Source organism: Aidingimonas halophila, assembly GCF_900106955.1.
GTDB lineage: Bacteria > Pseudomonadota > Gammaproteobacteria > Pseudomonadales > Halomonadaceae > Aidingimonas > Aidingimonas halophila.
In genome coordinates this window covers 597,300-618,221 of record NZ_FNNI01000001.1, presented here as the reverse complement: position 1 = coordinate 618,221, position 20,922 = coordinate 597,300, and the positions used below count along the sequence as shown (strand labels likewise).

The 20,922-nt window shown below is 57.1% G+C and carries 19 protein-coding genes; 8 read left to right on the top strand and 11 right to left on the bottom strand.

The features are described from left to right. The first annotated feature begins 8 nt into the window (after positions 1-8). The 4 genes from hpaI to BLW01_RS02975 all read left to right on the top strand — a co-directional run bounded on the left by hpaI (position 9) and on the right by BLW01_RS02975 (position 3,982). Positions 9-830, top strand: coding sequence for a 4-hydroxy-2-oxoheptanedioate aldolase (gene hpaI / locus BLW01_RS02990; protein ID WP_092568099.1), 822 nt, complete (start codon positions 9-11; stop codon positions 828-830). Between the two features lie 121 nt (positions 831-951). Beyond that, a complete protein-coding gene (locus BLW01_RS02985) occupies positions 952-1,896 on the top strand; it encodes a tripartite tricarboxylate transporter substrate binding protein (RefSeq protein WP_092567992.1) in 945 nt (314 codons plus the stop codon). A 66-nt stretch (positions 1,897-1,962) separates the two neighbouring features. Further along, entirely contained in the window at positions 1,963-2,439 is a 477-nt protein-coding gene (locus tag BLW01_RS02980; RefSeq protein WP_092567991.1) for a tripartite tricarboxylate transporter TctB family protein, read from the top strand. A gap of 22 nt (positions 2,440-2,461) precedes the next feature. Then, positions 2,462-3,982: a tripartite tricarboxylate transporter permease gene (locus tag BLW01_RS02975; RefSeq protein WP_092567990.1), complete on the top strand. Its 1,521-nt coding sequence runs from the start codon at positions 2,462-2,464 to the stop codon at positions 3,980-3,982. A 42-nt stretch (positions 3,983-4,024) separates the two neighbouring features. On the opposite strand, the gene BLW01_RS02970 is transcribed toward BLW01_RS02975, so the two are convergent. Next, positions 4,025-4,291: a DksA/TraR family C4-type zinc finger protein gene (locus BLW01_RS02970; protein WP_092567989.1), complete on the bottom strand. Its 267-nt coding sequence runs from the start codon at positions 4,289-4,291 to the stop codon at positions 4,025-4,027. 193 nt (positions 4,292-4,484) lie between these two features. Here BLW01_RS02970 and BLW01_RS02965 point away from each other — a divergent pair, with 193 nt between their 5' ends. Beyond that, positions 4,485-5,363, top strand: a complete 879-nt coding sequence (locus BLW01_RS02965) for an NAD(P)-dependent oxidoreductase (RefSeq protein ID WP_092567988.1) — start codon at positions 4,485-4,487, stop codon at positions 5,361-5,363. Positions 5,364-5,392: 29 nt separating this feature from the next. Here the strand turns inward: BLW01_RS02965 and BLW01_RS02960 are convergent, their stop codons facing one another. The 5 genes from BLW01_RS02960 to glcD all read right to left on the bottom strand — a co-directional run bounded on the left by BLW01_RS02960 (position 5,393) and on the right by glcD (position 10,489). Then, positions 5,393-6,055 (bottom strand): phosphoribosylanthranilate isomerase, encoded by a 663-nt coding sequence (locus tag BLW01_RS02960; RefSeq protein WP_092567987.1) that lies wholly within the window; start codon positions 6,053-6,055, stop codon positions 5,393-5,395. A gap of 159 nt (positions 6,056-6,214) precedes the next feature. Next, positions 6,215-6,616: a heme-binding protein gene (locus BLW01_RS02955; RefSeq protein WP_092567986.1), complete on the bottom strand. Its 402-nt coding sequence runs from the start codon at positions 6,614-6,616 to the stop codon at positions 6,215-6,217. Positions 6,617-6,648: 32 nt separating this feature from the next. After that, positions 6,649-7,902: a glycolate oxidase subunit GlcF gene (glcF, locus tag BLW01_RS02950; protein WP_092567985.1), complete on the bottom strand. Its 1,254-nt coding sequence runs from the start codon at positions 7,900-7,902 to the stop codon at positions 6,649-6,651. Position 7,903: 1 nt separating this feature from the next. Then, positions 7,904-8,980: a glycolate oxidase subunit GlcE gene (gene glcE / locus BLW01_RS02945; protein ID WP_092568098.1), complete on the bottom strand. Its 1,077-nt coding sequence runs from the start codon at positions 8,978-8,980 to the stop codon at positions 7,904-7,906. A 9-nt stretch (positions 8,981-8,989) separates the two neighbouring features. Next, positions 8,990-10,489, bottom strand: coding sequence for a glycolate oxidase subunit GlcD (gene glcD / locus BLW01_RS02940; RefSeq protein ID WP_092567984.1), 1,500 nt, complete (start codon positions 10,487-10,489; stop codon positions 8,990-8,992). Positions 10,490-10,724: 235 nt separating this feature from the next. Here glcD and glcC point away from each other — a divergent pair, with 235 nt between their 5' ends. After that, the gene (gene glcC / locus BLW01_RS02935) at positions 10,725-11,504 is read left to right on the top strand and encodes a transcriptional regulator GlcC (RefSeq protein WP_092567983.1); all 780 of its coding nucleotides are present in this window, start codon (positions 10,725-10,727) and stop codon (positions 11,502-11,504) included. A 61-nt stretch (positions 11,505-11,565) separates the two neighbouring features. Here glcC and BLW01_RS02930 read toward each other — a convergent pair whose 3' ends face one another. Continuing rightward, a complete protein-coding gene (locus tag BLW01_RS02930; protein WP_092567982.1) occupies positions 11,566-13,263 on the bottom strand; it encodes an L-lactate permease in 1,698 nt (565 codons plus the stop codon). Positions 13,264-13,628: 365 nt separating this feature from the next. Here BLW01_RS02930 and BLW01_RS02925 point away from each other — a divergent pair, with 365 nt between their 5' ends. Continuing rightward, complete coding sequence (locus BLW01_RS02925; RefSeq protein ID WP_092567981.1) at positions 13,629-14,339, top strand: glutathione S-transferase N-terminal domain-containing protein; 711 nt, start codon at positions 13,629-13,631, stop codon at positions 14,337-14,339. A gap of 25 nt (positions 14,340-14,364) precedes the next feature. Here BLW01_RS02925 and BLW01_RS02920 read toward each other — a convergent pair whose 3' ends face one another. After that, on the bottom strand, positions 14,365-15,663 hold the full coding sequence (locus BLW01_RS02920) for an MmgE/PrpD family protein (protein WP_092567980.1): 1,299 nt from the start codon (positions 15,661-15,663) through the stop codon (positions 14,365-14,367). Between the two features lie 61 nt (positions 15,664-15,724). Here BLW01_RS02920 and BLW01_RS02915 point away from each other — a divergent pair, with 61 nt between their 5' ends. Further along, the gene (locus tag BLW01_RS02915) at positions 15,725-16,588 is read left to right on the top strand and encodes a nitrilase-related carbon-nitrogen hydrolase (RefSeq protein WP_229806326.1); all 864 of its coding nucleotides are present in this window, start codon (positions 15,725-15,727) and stop codon (positions 16,586-16,588) included. Between the two features lie 12 nt (positions 16,589-16,600). Here BLW01_RS02915 and BLW01_RS02910 read toward each other — a convergent pair whose 3' ends face one another. The 3 genes from BLW01_RS02910 to BLW01_RS02900 all read right to left on the bottom strand — a co-directional run bounded on the left by BLW01_RS02910 (position 16,601) and on the right by BLW01_RS02900 (position 20,828). Continuing rightward, on the bottom strand, positions 16,601-18,637 hold the full coding sequence (locus BLW01_RS02910; RefSeq protein ID WP_092567979.1) for a CocE/NonD family hydrolase: 2,037 nt from the start codon (positions 18,635-18,637) through the stop codon (positions 16,601-16,603). Positions 18,638-18,706: 69 nt separating this feature from the next. Further along, positions 18,707-19,597 carry a glycine betaine ABC transporter substrate-binding protein gene (locus BLW01_RS02905; protein WP_092567978.1) on the bottom strand — a complete coding sequence of 297 codons (891 nt, stop codon included), beginning with the start codon at positions 19,595-19,597 and terminating at the stop codon, positions 18,707-18,709. Positions 19,598-19,874: 277 nt separating this feature from the next. Next, a complete protein-coding gene (locus BLW01_RS02900; protein WP_092567977.1) occupies positions 19,875-20,828 on the bottom strand; it encodes a threonine ammonia-lyase in 954 nt (317 codons plus the stop codon). Between the last annotated feature and the right edge of the window lie 94 nt (positions 20,829-20,922).

Below are 20,922 nucleotides of genomic sequence, written 5' to 3'. Positions count from 1 at the left end.
GAGAGCGTATGAAAGGTTCACGTATCACCGGCCTGGAACCAGGAAACACTTTCAAGGAAGCCTTGGCCTATCGTCAGCCCCAAATAGGTTTCTGGTTGTCCATGGGTAGCAGTTATTGTGCTGAGATGTGCGCTACGGCCAGCTTCGATTGGTTACTGATAGATGGGGAACATGCACCCAATGATATCAATAGTACCTTGGCTCAATTGCAAGTGGTTTCTGCTTACCGGAGTCATCCAGTCGTCAGAGCGGTTCAAGGGGAACCGGCACTGATCAAGCAGTTACTCGATATCGGTGCACAGACATTGTTGGTACCTATGGTCGATACACCTGAACAGGCCGCTCATATGGTTGCAGCAACTCGTTATCCGCCGGAGGGGATACGAGGTGTGGGAGCGGCAGTCGCTCGTGCGTCGCGTTGGAATGGACGCTCCGATTATGTCCACCAAGCCAACGACGAAGTCTGCTTGCTGGTACAGGCAGAGACGCTAACTGCACTCGATAATCTTGAAGCCATCTGTGCCGTAGATGGTGTTGATGGAGTGTTCATCGGCCCTGCGGATTTGGCGGCTTCAATGGGGTACTTGGGTAATCCTGGGCACCCGGATGTTCAGGCAGCCATTGATCATGCAATCCAAACCATCGTGGCTAGTGGCAAAGCGGCTGGCACATTGACAGGAAGTGTTGACCAGGCAAAACGCTTTCTTTCCTTAGGTGCCACTTTTGTCGCTGTTGGTCTGGATATCTCTTTATTGATGCAGGCAGTGCGTCAGAGAAGTGAGGAATTTGACTTGAGTTTTGATGTGTCGTCGGAAGGTAATGTCTATTGATACGTATGCGTTTACGTGAGGAGGTGGTGTTTGAATATTCGATATTAATGATTTTTAATTAGTTATTTTTAATATAAATATATTATCATTAGAATAATCTGAAAGAGCACGAGGAAATATCATGGAAAATATGAATAAGATGTCTATTATCTTCGTCGGTATGCTCACTGCCGGCGTGGCCAATGCCGACTATCCGACGAAATCCATAACCATGGTGATACCGTATAGTGCCGGCGGAGGTACGGATGTATTGGCACGTAATCTTCAACCTGCACTTGAAGAGTCCTTGGGCGAAGATATCATCGTGTCAAATAAGCCTGGTGGGGGAGGTATATTAGGATTTACGGAAGTCGCTAATGCCGATCCTGATGGGTATACCGTCACAATACCGAATAACGTCATTTTTGCGACAGAGGGTATGGGAAACGCGACCTATACCTACTCTGATTTTGATTACCTGGGAAATGTACTCAATGACGATTATGTCGTGGCTGTCAGTGATGAGAGTGAATGGGATAGCTGGGAAGAACTTGCTGACGAGATGCGAAACAATCCTGGTGAGGTAACATTCGGTTTTTCTGGGGCTGGGGGATCGACGCATGTTGCCAGTGAGATTCTAGCCGATACTGCAGAATATGAGGCGAAACAGGTTCCGCATGATGGCTCGTCAGACGCCGTCGCTGCAGCCTTGGGAGGGCATATCGACGTTCTGCTTTTGAATCTTGCAGATTTGTCATCTGGTCTGAAATCTGGGGATTTGCGACTACTGGCCACTTTAGGTAGCGAAACATTGGAAGACTACCCGGATGTTCCCACAATGCAGGAACTGGGTCATGATATCTCGTTATCCAACTGGCGTGGCGTCGCGGCTCCAGCCGGTGTCGATGACGAAGTCAAAGAAGCGTGGTCCGCCGCATTAGAAAAAGCCACTAACGACCCAAAGGTTCGGGAGGCAATTGCAGCACAGGGCGGCGAAGTCGATTTCATGCCCTCAGGTGAGAAGCTCGACGCACGCATGGCTGACTTGGCTGAATCATTTATCAATACGGCCGAGAAGATCAAGTAGTGTCTCGCGGGTCGGCCCCGTGTCTGTGGGGCTGACTTGAAAACCTAGTCAGAAAGGGGAGCAGCCATGTTGAAGATTGACGAACGCCAAATCTTCTATCTCATATTAATTCTCGGAGCAGGGTTTTTCCTCCACATGGCGCATAGTATTCCCACTTCAATGGGAGTAGGTGGTGATCCCGGGCCGGGGTCCGTTCCTTTCTGGGTGAGCCTGATAATAATATTCCTCGTCGGCTATCTTCTTGTTATGGAAACGGTTTTTGATAGACCTTCAGGGGATCTAGTGAACCTTTCGAGGAGTGAGGCTATTGCTCTCATTATAACCTTGTCATTGATAGTTTTATACTTAACTATGTTGATGTTGGTAGGGTTCTTTTTGAGTACTGTTTTTTTTCTTTTCCTGTTTAGGACAGTTGTTGACTTGTTTGTTCCCGGGTCTGATATAAGCTTAATTACTTTAGCTAAATCGGCAGTTTTTGCCGTTTCTGCCACTAGTCTCATATATACTGTTTTTTCAGTGATATTTGAGCTTGCGTTGCCTTGATGCCACAAGAGTGATCTTAGTCATGTTTTCCAATTTTGCTGATGCTGCAAACCTCTTCATCAATATTCATATATTCCTGGCCATCGCCTTTGGAACAGTTCTTGGTTTGGTTTTCGGGGCGCTCCCGGGGTTGACAGCAACGATGGGCGTCGCTCTCCTTTTGCCTCTAACATATGGTATGGAACCAACAACTGGAATGGGCATGCTTTTAGGTGTCTATTGTGGCGCTATTTCTGGTGGATCCATTCCTGCGGCGTTATTAAATATTCCAGGAACACCCTCTTCAGTAGCGACGACATTAGATGCATTTCCAATGGCCCAAAACGGTGAACCAGGGAGGGCGTTAGGGCTTTGTATTGTAGCATCCATGATTGGAGGAATGATAAGTGTAACGGTTCTTGCTCTTATGTCACCATTAATTGCGAGTGTTGCTCTTAAATTCAGTGCTATTGAGTATTTTTCTCTTGGTGTTTTTGGCCTTACTATTATTGCTTCCATATCCGATAGTTCAATTATAAAAGGTATTGTTGGTGGCTTGGTTGGGGTCCTGATCTCTTTGATCGGTATCGACTCAATGACCGGTACGGTACGCCTTACAGCTGGTTTTTCCAGCTTGACAGGTGGGGTCGATTTTATGCCTGCACTAATTGGGCTATTTGCACTTTCACAAATCATTAGCGATGTTACGAAAATTCATGATAAGAGAGGTGATGGTGTAAATATAAAAGTCAGCAAAGCCTATCCTCGTTTTCGCGAGACCTTGCGCCACTGGAAAGTTTGGTCGAGCAGTTCGTTCATAGGCTCATTGGTTGGAGCCATACCAGGTGCCGGCGGAAGTATCGCTTCTTTCCTGGCATATGATCAGGCGAAACGTATGTCGAAGACACCTGAGAAATTTAGAAAAGGACATGATGAAGGAGTTATTGCTTGCGAGTCGGCCAATAATGGCATGACTGGCGGTGCATTGATTCCAATGATGACGCTTGGCATTCCGGGAGATGCGGCTGCCGCGATACTGATGGGAGGGTTGTTGATTCATGGGTTGCAACCGGGCCCCATGCTCTTTGATGAACAAGCCAATATTGCTTATGGAATCATCATTGCTTTCTTTATAGCGAATATTTTTATGTTCAGTTTCCAGGCTGTAGGTATCAAGCTATTCGTACGCGTTCTGCAGATACCTCGATCCTATTTAATGCCATTTATTCTAGTCATGTGTATGCTCGGTGCGTACGGGATTAGTGGTACTATGAACGCTGTGTGGGTGCTGTTATTCTTTGGAGTGTTCGGTTATTTTCTGAATCGCCATGGTTTCAGTTCTGCTCCGGTCGTATTGGGAATGATCCTGGGATATATGGTGGAATCCAACTATCGCCGAGGTATGACAATGCATGGCGGTGACTGGACAGTGTTTTTCACTCGACCGATTAGCTTGTGCTTTATTCTGCTATCGGTATTTGCGATTGCATTACCTTTTTATCGGTATTGGAAACATGGCGGTAAAAACAAGACTGTGGAGAGCAATGCCGAAAACCCGCTATGAACAGTAGTCCAAGCGTGATTGTGATGCGTAAAAGAGCCATGCTTAACGCAACTGACTGTCCTTGCTGCCGCGTCGATTGTACCCGCTAACCGCGGATTGTTGCCTGTCGCGTTCACTCTGACAGACGATACACAGCCTGACACCGGGGATGGCGTCGCGGCGCGCTTGCGGTATCTCCTCCCCGCACTCTTCGCAGTGCATCAGGCTCTCGCCCTGCGGTAACCGACGACGTGCTCGTTCCAGTTCATCTTCAACCGTGCTGTCGATCTGATCCTGTACGGCACCATCCTTTGCCCAACCACCAGCCATTGTCACCTCCTTTGGATACGCATAGCCTGCTATCTTGTTCTCACTAGTATAGTTTGGAATAGCAGCTGCGGGCAGCCAACAGCGTTTCTTTTCCGTGCCAGCGCATGATTTCGCTTCATTTCCGGCTCATGCGTATGCTGATTGGTCGAACGCCAAGGCAATCGATGGTCACAATGTCCTCATGAGGTGAACAATGAACAGAAAAGTCGGGATCGTCGGCACCGGGGTGATGGGAGCTCCCATGGCGCATAATCTGCTGGCGGCGGGCTATCCATTGCAGGCGTGGAACCGATCTCCGGAGAAGCTTCGGAATGTTGCTGCTGCAGGTGGTGAGGTCTGTGATACACCGGCACAGGCGGCCGTGGATGTGGATGTATTGATCTGCATGTTAAGTGATGGGCCGACCTGTGATGCGGTGCTGTTCGGTAACACAGGCGAGAGTGTCGTCGATGCCATGAAAACGGGGTCGACACTGGTCGTCATGAGTTCGATTCCTGTCGAGACGTCTCAAGTTCAGGCCGAACGCTGTCGTGAGCGAGGATTGGGGTACCTGGATGCGCCAGTGTCCGGTGGCGAGCAGGGGGCCCGGGAAGCGACTCTGGCGATCATGGTCGGAGGCGATGCTGAAACGTTTTCGGCCACTGAGTCGGTGTTGTCCGCGATGGGGCGGGCGGTACATGTCGGTCCGGCGGGAACCGGACAGCAAGCCAAACTGGCCAATCAGATGATCGTGGCCAGTACTATCGCCACCGTTGCCGAGGCACTGCTGTTTGCCGAGCGGGGTGGCGCCGATCCCGCCAAAGTGCGTGATGCCCTGTCCGGCGGATTCGCCGATTCGCCGATCATGCGCCAACATGGCTTGCGCATGATCGAGGAATCCTTTGCACCTGGAGGTGCTGCCAAATACCAACTCAAGGACACGCATACTGCCATGGAGCGAGCCGAAACACTGGGGCTGAAATTGCCGGTGGCGACTGTCGCCGATGAATTATTCGAGGCCATGGTTGAACACGGTGATGGCGATCTCGATCACAGTGGCCTGATCCGTGAACTGCGGCGACTGAATGCTTGAGCCCTGTGGGTGTGGAGAGGTCCTGAAGGTCAGGACATCTTCTCTGACGTTGCACGCACGGCGGCCATGAACCGTTTCAGCTTGTACTCATTCAGTTTGCCGTCCGTCCGCACTCCGGTACAGATATCGACGCCGAACGGGTTGACCGCCCGTATCGCCTCGCCGACGTTGTCGGCGTTCAGGCCGCCCGCCAGAAATACCGGCACCGGGGAACGTTCAACGATCTGCGCACTCAATGACCAGTCATGAACACGTCCTGTGCCACCCAGTTCCTTGACCGCCAGTGATTGGTTACCTGAGTCGAGCAGCAGGGCGTCGACCTCTGGCGCAATACCGACGGCTTCCGCCACGGAGGTATCGTCGACGACATGGATGACTTGCACCAATGAAATGCCGGGTAACGAACGGCGCAGCGTGTGTAGTGCGTCCACGGTCACTCGATCGCAAAGCTGGAGCGTGTTGACGCCGCACCGTTGCTGTTGCGCGATGATGTCGTTTGCATTCGTCTGGCTGGTAAGCAGAAAACGGCCGAGTGGCGGCGGAACCGCGCCTGCGATATCTGCAATGTGCCGTTCTTTGATCACGCCCGGCCCGCTGGGCATTTCCGAGACCAGGCCGAGCGCCGAGGCACCGGCCCGTATGGCGAGATGGGCTTCTGCGGTTGAGCTGATGCAACAGATTTTGACGCGCATGGTTTCCCTCGCTTGTGTGACTCTGCTGGCGAGTCACTATACGTAACCTGGCAGTGAGAGAAATATCCTCCGGCCACAGTCGGCCAGTGCACAAAAAAGGCGCCGCCGTATCAGGCACGGGACGCCTGGGGAAGTCAGGAGAGTGTGTGGCAAGCGTGCTTAGCCAATGGCGGCGACACCGGCCTTGGCGACTTGCACATCCTGATCGGGTTTGACGCCGGAGACACCGACACTGCCGGCGACCTGACCGTCGACGAGAACCGGTACGCCGCCGGATAACAGGGCTTGCATCGGTGCGGTCACGAAAGCCGTGCGACCATTGTTGATCATCTCTTCGAAGACCTGGGTCTCCTTGCGCCCGATGGCGGCATTGCGCGCTTTTTCGCCGGCGACGCCCGCGCTGAATGGAGCGGCACCGTCAAGACGCCGTAAACCGAGTAGATAGCCACCGTCGTCGGCGACGGCAATGGTGACGTTCCAACTGTTGGCTGCGGCTTCTTGCTGAGCCGCATCCAGGATGGCGTTGACGTCGTCGAGGGTGAGCATGGGTTTGGTCTGCATGGGTGTCTCCTTGGTCAGTGTCAAATGACGAGCTATGGGCGATGAGCGCCTTGTGGTGCGAGTGATTGGTCGACGATTTCGATCCAATGCCTGACGGGGGTGCGATCGGCCCCGGCAAGATGCGTCTGACAGCCGATATTGGCCGTGACGATCACCTCCGGGTCGCCGGCTTCCAGCGCATCCAGTTTATTGTCCCGCAGTTGTGTGGCCAGCTCTGGTTGGGTGATCGAATAGGTTCCTGCCGAACCACAGCAGAGATGCGGATCCTGAACCGGTGTCAGCGAGAAGCCGAGTTGTCCGAGAACACCTTCCACGGCACCGTTGAGTTTCTGGGCATGTTGCAGGGTACAAGGACAGTGAAACGCCAGGCGTTTGTGTTCCTTGACGGTCAATGCATCGAGCGATTCATTGCGCAGGACTTCGGCAAGATCCTTGGCGAGTTCACTGACCCGCTGCGCTTTCTCCGCGTATTGCGGATCATCGGCCAGCATGTCGCCGTACTCCTTGATGAAGGCGCCACAGCCGCTCGCCGTCTGAACGATCGCCTCTGCACCGGCCTCGATGTGTGGCCACCAGGCGTCGATGTTGGCACGCATACGCTCACGGCCGTCTGCCTGGGCATTGAGGTGGAAATCGATGGCACCGCAGCAGCCGGCTTCGCTCACCGGCGTCAGGCCAATGCCAAGACGGTCGAGCACACGCGCAGTCGCCGCATTGGTATTGGGTGACAGGCCAGGCTGGACACAGCCTTCGAGGATCAGCATCTGTCGCTCGTGACGTTGGTGGTCCGGTCGGGTGCCGGCATCGAGCGGAGCCGGTGGCATCTTGTCCTTGAGCATACCGGGAACCAGCGGTTTGAACGTCAGGCCGAGCCTGAGCAGTGCCTGAAAGCGCTGGGGATCGACCAACGCTTTGCGCAGCCCGTAGCGAAACGCGCGCTCGGTGGCCTTGCGAGGTACCCTGCGTTCGATCTCTGCGCGCCCGATATCTAATAACTTGTGGTATTCGACCCCGGACGGGCAGGTGGTTTCACAGTTACGGCAGGTCAGGCATCGATCCAGGTGCAGCCGTGTTTCTTCAGTGATTTGATCATCGTCGTCTCGGCTTTCCAGCAATTCCTTCATGAGATAGATGCGACCACGCGGGCCGTCACGCTCATCGCCGAGCAATTGATAGGTCGGGCAGGTGGCGTTGCAAAACCCGCAGTGCACGCAGGAGCGCAGCACGCGGTCGGCTTCGCGAATGTGCGGTTTTTTCAGGTCTTCTTCAGAAAAATTCGTCTGCATGTCAGACCTCCGCGTAGAGTCGACCGGGATTGAAAATGCCGTTGGGGTCCAGAGTGGCTTTCAGGCGGCGATGATATTTGGCCACTGAGGGTGCCAAGGGCATGAAGGGGTCGCTGGCTCCCGGGGTATAACAGGTTGCGTGGCCTCCCGCTGTGGCCACGGCGTCACGCAGGGAGCGGCCATCGATGGAGGTGCGAACCCAGCGTTGAGCGCCCCCCCAATCGTAGAGCACGTCGGTATCGCTGCGGGTTTCGAGTTCCAGCGCCGGCGTGTTGTTGGGCAGCGAGAGCCGCCAGAGCGGACGCTCGTCCGTATCGGCAAAGAAGGGCAGTTGATGTTCCCGCAGTTGCGTCCAGAATTCGTCGTCGAGTACGTCGCCTCCGAGCCGTTCTCGCGTGGCAGCCACCGAGCTGGGGCCACCTTCCAGACGTAGATGCAGTGCACCGTCGTGATAGGCGGCGGCGGTGATCGGCAAGGGCTGTCTTCCCCACTCGGCAAGCGATTCCAGGGCCGAGGCCAACGGCATGGCAAGGCGCAGGCTATGAGTGGCCGTGGGCTTGGGAAGCACCTTGAGAGAGACTTCCGTGAGCAGACCGAGGGTTCCCTGGGCGCCGGCCATCAACCGCGACAGGTCGTAACCGGCCACGTTTTTCATGACCTCGCCGCCGAAACGGAGGTGCTTGCCCTCATGGGTAATGATTCGTGAGCCGAGCACGAAATCACGCACACTGCCTGCCCAGGGTCGACGGGGTCCGGACAGCCCGGTCGCGATCATGCCGCCAACGGTGGCGCTTTCACCGAAATGGGGCGGCTCGAAGGGCAGCCTCTGGCCTTCCGCATCCAGGGCGGCTTCCAACTCCGAGATCAGTGTTCCGGCTCGCACGGAGATGATCAACTCCACCGGGTCGTAGTGGCTGATTCCGTGATGATCGCGGGTCGACAGGATGTCGCCTTCGACTCGGCGCCCATAGAAAGCTTTGGTGTCACCGCCAACGATCTTGAGCGGTGTCTTGTCGTGATCGGCCTGGCGCACGCGTTCGCAGAGCGCCTCGGCCATGTCCTGATGCTGTCGTGCCATGGTCATCTCTTAGAAGCGTGGCAGGTCGGGGTGTGGCAGTTCATTGTTGTGCACATGCATGGCGCCGAATTCGGCACAGCGCTGCAGTGTCGGGATGTTCTTGCCCGGATTGAGCAGGCGGCGTTCATCGAAGGCCGCCTTGACGGCATGGAACACCGTGATTTCATCGGGCTGAAACTGCGTGCACATCTGATTGATCTTCTCCCGACCGACACCGTGTTCACCGGTAATGCTGCCGCCTGCCTCGACGCAGAGTTCAAGGATCTTGCCGCCGACCTCTTCGGCCAGTTCCAGTTCGCCGGGCTTGTTGGTATCGAACAGCACTAGAGGGTGCATGTTGCCGTCACCGGCATGAAAGACGTTGGCGACCGGTAAACCGGACTCCTCCGACAGGGCGGCAATACCCTTGAGGACACGTGGCAATTCGCGTCGCGGGATGGTGCCGTCCATGCAGTAATAATCCGGTGCCATGCGGCCGACAGCGGGAAACGCATTCTTGCGACCGGCCCAGAACCGGGCGCGTTCGGCATCATCACGAGCGAGGCTGATATCGATGGCACCAGCCCCTTCCAGCACACCGCGCACCGTGTCACAGTCATCGTCCACGTCGGCTTCCACACCGTCCAATTCGCACAGCAGGATGGCTTCGGCTTCCATCGGGTATCCAGCGTGCACGAAATCTTCAGCGGCCTTGATGGCGAGCTTGTCCATCATTTCCAGCCCTCCGGGGATGATGCCCGCTGCAATGATATCGCCGACGGCTTTCCCGGCTTTTTCGACATCATCGAAACTGGCCATCAAGACTTTGGCGTTCTCCGGTTGGGGCAGCAGTTTGACGGTAACTTCAGTCACCACACCCAGCATGCCCTCGGAGCCGGTGAACAGAGCGAGCAGATCGAAGCCAGGGGAATCGAAGGCATCGGAGCCGATCGTCATCCGCTCCCCCTCGATGGTAATGACCTCGATCTTCAACACGTTGTGAACGGTCAAGCCGTATTTCAGGCAGTGCACGCCACCGGCATTTTCCGCTACGTTACCGCCGATCGAGCAAGCGATCTGCGACGAAGGGTCCGGTGCATAGTACAGGCCGTAGGGAGCGGCGGCCTCGGAAATGGCCAGGTTGCGCACACCGGGTTGTACGCGGGCAACACGGGCATCCGGGTCGACCTCGAGAATCTGCTTGAAGCGCGACATGACCAGCAGAACTCCCTGTTCCAACGGGAGTGCACCGCCGGACAGGCCGGTGCCGGCGCCGCGAGTCACGACTGGAACGCCCATGTCGTGACATGTGCGCATGAGTTGCTCGACCTGCTCCAGTGTATCCGGGAGTGCCACCAGCATGGGCAGGACGCGATAGGCGGACAGCCCATCGCATTCGAAGGGGCGCAGGTCCTCCTCCCGGTGCAGCAGGGTCAGGCTCGGCAAGGCGTGCTGAAGTCGTTCCAGCACCTGCTGTTTGTCATTGGCCGGCAACTCACCGTCGAGTCGCTCGTCATAGAGGATATTCATGGTGATGCCTCATCAATCCAGATCGGCCATGTCGTTGATAAAGTCTTCTTGATCGGCCTTATGCTTACCAATGTCTAAATTTCCGACGCGACTGTCCAGTCTTTGGTGTACTGGTAAGACCACTAATTGTCATGTACTTTGGAAATGATTTCCAATTTTATGATCCTGTAGAATAGTAGCAGTCTTCAACGATGACAGGGGAACTTCCGCTCCCAAGTCGCCAAGGAGTATCGGGATGGTATCGAACTCGCAGGATATTGGTATGACACCGCGGACGCCGGATGCCGTGGCGGCCAGGCTCGAGCAACTGATCCTCGACGGCGTGTTCCGTCCGGGCCAATTGCTGCCATCCGAGCGTCGGCTCTGTGATCGATTGGGCGTATCACGGTCGTCGCTGCGCGAGGGGCTGCGAGTCTTGCGGAGCAAGGGCATCATCGAGACCCGGCAGGGACGGGGCTCCGTCGTTGCCCAGTTGGTGCCGGGGCGCGATGACAATCCCCTGATGTATCTATTCCGAGATCATCCCCGGACGCTCTACGATCTGCTGGAAGTGCGCTCGCTGTTGGAGGGTGAATCCGCTCGTCTGGCGGCAGAGCGCGGAACACCGGCGGATATGGTGCTGATCCGTCGTCGCTATGAAGCGATGCATGACTATGTGGAAAGCACGTCGGATGTCGATGTCGAGCACCTGGCCCGACTCGATCATGGGTTCCACCTGGCTATCTGCCAGGCCTCCCACAACCCCGTATTGGTCCATACGCTGCAAAGTTTGACCGACTTGCTGCTGAGTTCGGTCTTCGCTTCGGTCAAGAATCTCTATCACCGTCCGGGGCCGCGCGAGCAGATCAATCGCCAGCATGAAATGATCTATCGGGCCGTTTCGGACCACCAGCCGGAACAGGCACGCCAGTCGGCACTGGAACACTTGACCAGCATCGGTCACAACCTGCGTGAGATCGAGGCCGAAAACGAACGCCTGGAACGCTCGGCGATGCGATTGGAAGCTTACGAATGATCCACGCCCCGGCAACACGAATACCGGGGCGTGGAACGATGTCAATGCTGGACAGGTGGGCTCAGCCGCCCAGCAAGGGATCGCTGACGCCTATCACGTAGATCGCGATCAGGCCGATCAGACCGCTGGCGATCAGATAGTAGATCGTCGGCAGAATGGTTCGGCGGATCGTGGTGCCTTCCTGGCCCAGTAATCCAACGGTCGCCGATGCGGCAACGACGTTGTGGATCGCTATCATGTTACCCGCCGCTGCCCCGACAGCTTGCAGTGCCACCATCATGGCAGTGGAGACGCCGAGTTGTTCTGCCACGTTGAACTGGAAGTCCGACAGCATCAGGTTCGAAACGGTATTCGAACCGGCGATAAAGGCGCCTATCGCGCCGATGGCCGGGGAGAATAGCGGGTAGACATCACCTACGCCATCAGCGACCAGGCGCGCCATGGCGACTGGCATGGAAACCAGGTCGGCATCGTTGACGCCAGAGTTGATCAAGATGCGCACCATGGGAACCGTGAAGATCAATACGAAGCCGGCACCGAGCAGTGTCTTGCTCGATTCGGAGATTGCGGATGTCAACCTGGCCGGTGTCATGCGATGCAGGAAGAAGGTGACGGCCACGACCATGACCATGATACCGCCTGGCAGGAACAAGGGTTCCAGGCTACCGCTGACCCCCTCTTCACCGAGGATGTTGTTCCAGGCGAAGCTGAGAGATGTCAGGGCGTCTTCTACCGGCGGCATGGTGCGTGAGATGACCAGGAAGACCGCTAACAGGACGTAAGGCATCCAGCCACGGAATACTGACATGGGAGCGCGGTCGGTCACTTCATCGACCTTGATCTGCAGGTTGCCGATCCAATCATCCGGCCAGGAACTCGATTCGGGGAAGTCCCAGGTATCCTTGGGTAGCAGGAAGCCCTTGCGAGCGGCGGGAACCACGATGGCCAGGCCTATCATGGCACCGATCATGGCCGGGAATTCCGGTCCCAGAAATACGCCTACCAACATGTAAGGGATCACAAAGGCCAGACCGGTAAAAATCGCGAAGGGAGCGATCGACAAGCCTTCCGTCCAGGAACGGTTGGCACCAAAGAAACGTACCATCATGGTGACGAGGATCAATGGCATCAGGATGCCGACGATACCGTGGGTGATGGCTACTTCACTCGTTATCAGCTGGAAGAATGTTTCCCAGTTTGATCCGTTGGCTTCGAGGGTTTCAGTAATGCCGGCACGGTCGAGGCCGCCGCTCACACCGACGACGATGGGCGTGCCAACGGCACCGAACGAGACGGGCGTGGACTGCAGCATCATGCCGACCATGACGGCTGCCAGGGCCGGGAATCCCAGTGCGACCATCAGGGGAGCGGCGACAGCCGCGGGTGTGCCGAAGCCGGATGCCCCCTCGATGAAGCAGCCGAACAGCCAGGCGACTATCAGGGCCTGCACCCGACGGTCGGGGCTGATACCCGAGAATCCGTTGCGTATGGCGGCGATGCCTCCGGAATGCTTCAACGTGTTCAACAGCAGGATGGCGCCGAAGATGATCCATAATAGTGATGCTGTCTGAATCAATCCTTGAAAGGTCGATGCCAGAATGCGGTTGAACGGTATTTCCCAGGCCAGTAGACCGATCAACGCCGTGACGATGAATACAATCGGCATGGCGACCTTGGCGGGGAAGCGGAATCCGATCAACAAGACCCCGGCCAGCAATAGCGGTACGAAGGCTAGCAACCCGAGTAGCGTTTCGTTCATGAGGGCGATGTCCTCTTGTGCTTGGGTAATTCACGATTCCTGGTGGCTCGCCCCTTCCTGGTGATGAGGGGAGGAGCCTCCGTCTCGAGTAGCAGCAAGATAATCGCTGGAGGACCAGTTTGACCATACTTGGAAAATTGGTATTACCAGTAGGGTGTTGTTTGGCATAAAATACTAACTCATTGTTTTTAAAATAAAATAATGAAATATCGACAAGCGGGTTAGGGCACTTGCAACAGTTGAGTTACGACTAATGGACAACATCTGAATGGCTGATGACTGGGCGTCGGCCCGCTATTTCGGGCAAACTGGGAGAAACCATTAACGAATGCTGGTGTGCAAGAGGGGCACTTGGAGGACTGAACATGACACGAGAACTGTACGATTTATGTGGTACCGACGAAGGCTTGCGTTTCTCGCCGTATTGCTGGCGGGTCAAGTATGCCTTTGCTCACAAGGGGCTGGAGGTTCAAACGCACCCTTGGCACTTCACCGACAAGGAGGCTATCGAATTCTCCGGTCAGGGCAAGGTGCCAGTGCTGGTGGATGGCGAGTCGGTGGTCAGCGACAGTTACGAAATCTTCCGTTATCTCGACCGCACCTATCCCGACGCGCCATTGTTGGGTGATGCCACGGCCGAAGCACGAGCGCGTTTCTTCAAGTTCTACGCGGAACGAAGCCTGGCGCCAGGTATACTGCGGACTATCGTCATGGACCTTCTCAATGCCATCCATCCCGAGGATCGAGAGTATTTCCGCGAGACCCGTGAGAAAGCCTTCGGACGTACGCTCGAAGACCTGCACTCTCCCAGTCAGGGGTTGAGCCTGTTGGACAAGGCATTGGAACCCCTGCGTGGTCGCCTGGAAGAGAGTGATTTCATCGATGGCAATGCGCCGGCGGCAGCGGATTACCTGACCTTTTCTCCCTTCATGTGGGCTCGGGTCGTCTCCACGGCTGACCTGGTATCGAACGCCGATCCCGTCTATGGGTGGATGGAGCGAATGCTGGACTTGTATGGCGGCCTGGGGCGCAATGCCAAGCGGATTGTCGATATCGAGGGGGCCTATGAGAATTGATGGCTGAACCGATGGATTGCCTCGTTCACAAATACACCAGCAAATCCCGCATGGGTCGAGCCTCAAGAGTATCCACAATGCTCCTCAGTTCGTGGGTATGAGATCGGCCCAATGTCGGATCGGCCAGCGCATGAAACTTGGCGACGATGTCGTCGTCACTGAGTGGGTTGGTCGGGTTGCCACGAGCCTCGTACGGGGCGCTTTCCAGCACATCGCCGTCCTTGAAATGCAGTCGAGCACTGGCCCACCGTTCCTGCGGGAAACGTTCGTTGAAGGCGTCGCTTTCCTGGATGACGACGCGTTCGGCCAGGGCTTGGACGGTCGGATCATTGAGTGCCTCGGTAATGCCATGGACATCGATGGTACCGAACTGCAAGGCGCAGGCCACCGACCAGGGCAGGCTGTATTGTGCCTGTTCCGTGGTGGTTGGTCGTGTTACATGCAAGCGCTTGCCTTCATGAAATGTCGTGATATCGATACGTTCGATCCGCTGGAGATCACCTCGGCTGTCGACGAGGGAAAGCACCGCTTCAACGGCGGGTTGCGCCCAGCGGCAAACCGGATAGGCCTTGAAGTACTGTTCGAACAGATACCAGCGTTGACCGAGATCCGACCAGTACTCGGCGGTGGATATGTCCTCGATCGTCATGGCAGGGGCACCGGTAAAACCTTCCCGCGCCAGTAGCGTCGCGGCAACGCCTGCCTGGGCGCCCCAGCCGGAACCATCCTTGACCATCGTCGGGTGATCGATGCAGCGCATCATCTGGCTGCGTGGACCGTAGAATTCAGCGATCCCCAGCGCTTCATTCAGCGTTTGTCGGTCGAGTTGCAACAGTCGTGAAGTGACCGCAGCGACACCGAGGGCGTTCCAGGCTCCGGAAGTATGGTAGTCGCATGCCGTGGCATGCAGGGCAATGCCGGCTCGGGTTGCCACTTCATAGCCGAGTGTCAGTAGCCCCAGAAATTCGCGTCCGGATAGTCGTTCCACGTCTGGCAGCGCCAACAGGCCAGGCAGGAGCGCAACGCCGCAATGCCCCTTGGTGAGGACCTGGCCGTCATGAGCATCGAGTGCATCGATCATCCAGGCGCCGTGCAGGGCGACGCCGGTCGGGGAGGCCTTGGCATCGGCGAATAGCAGCGGCCGATCACCGCCGTGCTGGCTGGTGACATAGCGCTCGGCGATACGGGCGAGTGGCGTCCGGGAGGCGCCGGCGGCGACGCCCAGCAGATCCAGAAGGCATCGCTTGGCATGGGTATAGTGAGCGTCGCTGAGTGATTCGGGGTCGAAGCGATGAATCCAATCGAGGGGATGTGCGGTGGTCATGATGTCAGTGACTCGCTAATCTAGCGTGATTCGTTGTGTTGAGTATCGAGGTCTGTATACCGTGAATTCCAGTCAGCAGCACGATTATCGCCTTGCCGTGGCACAGATGAATTGCGAGCTCGGCGATGTGGAGGCCAATCTTCCCGTTCATGAATCGCTGATCGCCGAGGCGAGGGAACAGCAAGTCGACGTACTGGTCTTCCCGGAGCTTTCCCTGACGGGTTATGACCTGCAATCGCGCGTACCCGATGTCGCCATGCATGCGGATGATCCGCGCCTGCAGTGGCTGGCCCGGGAAAGCGGCGACATGCTGACGGTCGTCGGTTTCGTCGAACGGGTCGGGCGTGGTGAATATGCCAATGCCGCAGCCTGTCTGCGTCAGGGGCGCATCGAAGGGGTCCATCGCAAGGTCAATCTTTGCACCTACGGCGGCCATGAGGAAGGGAAGGTGTTTACCAAGGGACAAACCCTGACGACGGTAGCGCATCAGGGCTTGTCCTGCAGTGTGTTGATCTGTGCCGACCTGTGGAACCCGGGACTGGCCCATGCGGCGATGCTCGAACGCCCCGATGTGGTGCTGGCACCAGTCAATGCGGCGTCCGGCATGGTGGAGGGCGACTTCGATGACGAGGCCAACTGGCTGACTTGCCTGCGTTTCTACGCAATGATGTACGGCACGCCGATGATCATGGCGCATCGCTATGGTGGAGAAGGGCAGTCGTGGTTCTGGGGAGGCAGTTGCATCGTCGGGGCCGATGGCACCGTTCTGGCTCGTGCCGACGATGGCACTGGCATCGCGGTGGCCGATATCGACACGACGGCGATCGATGCGGCACGTTTTGCCATGCCGACCCATCGTGATGCCGACACGCCGCTGGTGGCCTCGTTGCTGGCGCGTCGGGCTGAGAGAGAGCGTGGTCATTGAGTCCGGTATGCGTTATACGTGGTGTCGACGCCGCCGCGTCTGCCATTGGCGGTCCAGGAATCTCTCACCGTTCTCGAAGGCCTGAAGTCGGGCCTCGAGATAGAACCACTCGCTGTCGCAACTCAGTTCCGCCCAGGTTTCCGTGTGTGCCTCCCACCCCTCACGCCGGAAGTGTTGTTTCCAACTCTTGCTCATCCTTGCCGTGCTCGGGTCATCGGGGTGGATGACGTAACGCTCGTCGGCCGATGCCGTGTTGACCAGACCGTGGTCATAGGTGATTTCCCCAAAATCGTCGACGATCTCATGACGCGTCCAGTCTGTCGCCAGTTCCTTGATGGCGTCGCGACGATGCGTTCCCCGCCGTGTGATCCGGTGCTGTAGCGGGCCGGAAAACTCGGCCTCTTCGAATGACACCGATGGGCTCGTCACGTCGTCTCGAACAGGAAGCGTCAAGTGACAATCGGCTTCGTGCAAGGTCAATGTCACCGGCCGGGGGCTGGGCCAGACCAGCGGCCAATAGGCGGTCGTGATCGAGAGTCTTACCCGATGGCCGGCCGAGAACCTGTGGCAGGCCTGGTTGAGCGTAATAGTGGCGTCGACGGGCTCATTGCAGGGCACCGCGCTCGGCATCTCATGGCCGTTGCGGTGGCACAGGTTGAGGACGCCATAGGACACACGCTGTGAGATACCGTCGGGCGAGACATCGCTAAGGCGCACGATGAGATTGGCCTGCGGCTGATCGACACTGACGCGCACGTGCAGCACCGGTCGACCCAGGATGTCCTGCGTAGTCGCTAGCGGAGCAGTGTCGAATAGCAGTGAGTGGGCATCGTCACGACGTTGATCCCCGGCGATTTCGGGACCGCTGCAATGGGGGATGTATTCGCCGCACTGCAGGCCGTTGTCTTCGGGGGCGCGCAGCCGGCTGTGCCGCGGTTCGGTGGCCTGATCGCCTCGATACAGGCCTGTTCCTCCCAACGCATACCGCGTCGGTCGGACATGCTGGCTCGGCCAGGAAGACTCGGCGATCCAACGCCCCGGAGTCGTCAAGCTATTGGGGTCGGCACCGGCAAACTCCTGCCGATAGACCCGGTACATGGGCTCCTCCATGATTCCGGTATCCTGGTCCTTGAGCCAGTAATCCCACCAACGCAGTGCCTCCTGAAGAAAGCCGATGGTCGGTCCCGGCATGGCGATATGCGGATAGGCGTGTGGCCAGGGACCCACGATGCCCAGGCGTGGACAACTCGCATGCTCCAGTAGTTCGGCCACGAAGTTGACATAGGCATCGGCCCATCCGGTGACGGCGAGAACGGGAGTTTGAAGGCGTGAATAATCTTCGCAGATCGAGCCATGCTGCCAGTAAGCATCTCGAGTTTGGTGATCGAACCAGTTTTCCGCCACAAAGGGCTGTTTCTCGAGCCGCTGCCGCCAGCAATCCCGCCAGTCGTCACGAATCGCGGGATCCGGTGGTCGCGACATGAAAGAGAGTGAGGAGGCGGCCCAGCCGAAGTTTTCATTGAGAATGCTGCCGCCCTTGTAGTGAACGTCGTCGTGATAGCGGTCGACGGTTGCGCCCACGGCGATGATGGCCTTCAGCGGCGAGGGCTGACGCGAGGCAACCTGCAGCGAATTGAATCCACCCCAGGAGATGCCCATCATCCCCACACGCCCGGTACACCAGGGTTGAGCAGCAATCCACTCGATCGCGGCAATCAGGTCATCCTGTTCACTGGCCAGGTATTCGTCTTCCAGCACGCCGTCGGAATCACCACTGCCACGCAGGTCGATGCGCAGTGCGGCGTAACCATGGCCGGCGAAATACGGGTGCATCCGTTCGTCATCGGCACTGGTGGCATCACGGCGGCGATACGGGATGCATTCAATGATGGCGGGAACAGGCGTTGAATCGGCGTCTATCGGACGCCAGAGTCGTGCTGCCAATTGCGTACCGTCAGGGAGGGGAATCCAGAGATCCGGTATCTCGACGATGTCGTGCGGAAAGGTCGTGACTTCGCGGCTATCAGGCTGAGCGCCACTGGGGAACATGGGAACTCCTGAAGAACGCCGGGTGACGTCAGCGCGTCACCCGGCAGTTGAGACGATCGGACAGTGTGATTAAAGCAGATCCTGCTCGACCAGGAAGTCATGGGCCACGTTTTCGATGGACTGGTCATCGATATCGACACGGCTGTTGAGGTCGATCAATAACTCATCATCGAGCTTGGATGACATCTCATTGAGCAAGTCTTCCAGTTCCGGGTGAGCTTCCAGTACCTCTTCACGCACCACCGGAGCCAGGGCATATACCGGGAAGTATTGCTTGTCATCTTCCAGGACACGGAAGTTGAAGGCGCCGTTGCGACCGTCGGTGGCGAAGACCAGTGCCACATCGACATCATCATTGCGCAAGGCATCGTAGGTCAGGCCGGAATCCATGCGCTTGATCCGGTCGCGTGGAAACTCGAAGCCGTACGCTTCCTGCAAGGGGCGCAGGCCATCGTCACGGGAATAGAATTCAGCATTCGAGGCGAGGGTCAGTTCCGCACCGTCGTTTACCGCCTCGGCCAGATCGGAAAGCGTTTCGATCCCTCGTTCTTCGGCATCATCCTCACGCATGGCAAGCGCGTAGGTGTTGTTGGTATCGGAAGGCTCGAGCCATATCAGTCCCAGTTCGGCATCGAGCTCCTTGGCTTGCTGATAGGTCTCTTCGGCATTGTCCGGCTGTTCCTGATCATGGAACAGGATGACTGAGTTGCCGGTATATTCCCAATACAGGTCGACCTGCCCGTTTTCGTGTGCCTGTCGCAGTACGCTGGTGCCCAAGCCATCGCGTTGGTCGACCGTAAAGCCGTTTTCTTCCAGCAACTGGGTCGTGGCCGACGTGAGTATCAGGTGTTCGGTGTAATTGAGTCCCCCAACCACGATGGGGTCATCCTGCGCCTGCGCCGAGAATGCAGGAAGGAGCAGTGCCAGCGAGAGTGTCAGTGTGGAAAGCGAGTATTTCATGTCAGTTGTCATCCTATGGTCATTCGGCTATCGATTTTTGTCGTAAGGCCAGGATAACGCACTGATGAGAGGGGATTTATGAAAATCTGCAATGCCAGCGATAAGCGGAGCGCGCGCAACCACGTTCACGTCGCCTTCAACAGGGTGCGGGCAAGGAGATCTCTCGGTGTACCAACCAGGCATCCGGTACCCCACGCCGTAGATGGTCCATGCAGTATATGTTGATCGACGTGGAGCCATGACGGCGGCGGGGCCGGTGGGCATGATTAGCGAGGCGTCAGGCTGGCCAAAGTGTCTCGAATTCCTGGCGGTCCATGTTGCCCCCGGTGATAACGACGACGATATCGCCTTCGGTCGGCAGCGTATTCACGGATTCCAGCAGGCTGGCGATACCAACAGCAGCGCCAGGCTCAGCGAATAGCTTGGCGTTCTGGACCAGATGGCGTACAGCACGAGCGATGGCGTCCTCGTTGACGGCCATCAATTCATCGGTCACCTGACGGCTGATGTGATACGTATTTTCGCCGACGACGGCGGCCGCCAGGCTCTTGGCGCAGGTGTCGACTCGGTCCAGATGCTTGGGACCGCCCAATGCCAACGCAAAGGCCATGCTGGCGGCATCGGCCGGTTCCACACCGACGACATGAATGTCCGGGCGTAACGATGCTGTCACGGTACCCAGGCCCGAAATCAGGCCGCCGCCACCGATGGGGCACACAATGCACGATACGGTCGGGACTTGATCCAGAATTTCCAGCCCCACGGTCCCCTGACCGGCGATGATACGTGGATCGTCATAAGGATGGACCAGTGTCAGGTCGCGTTGCACGACCAGCTCATGCATCAATGTCCAGGCATCATTGATATCACCGTGCAGTATGACCTCGGCGCCCAGGGCTCGGCTGCCCTCGACCTTGAAATGGCTCGCGTTATCGGGCATGACGATGGTGACGGGGACATCGGCTTCGCGTGCCGCCCAGGCCAGCCCCAGGGCGTGATTACCGGCTGATACGGCTCCCAGGCCGCCGGCGAGTTCGTCCTGGCTGGCGGTGCGAATCCAGTTGAGTCCGCCGCGAGGTTTGAAGGACCCGGTCCGTTGAAACAGTTCCGCTTTGAGCCAGACTCTTCTACCCAGTCGTTCCGTTAAGACGTGATCCAGAATCACGGGCGTGGGAAGTAGCGTATCGCCAATGGTGTCGCGAGCGTGTTGGACAGTCTCGAGAGTGATCATGGCTAGGCTCCTGCATGGTCGGGGCACGCGCTTGCCGTACTGTGCCCAGCAAAACAACAGCAGGGATTGGAATCAAGTCAGACTGCTGTGTGCC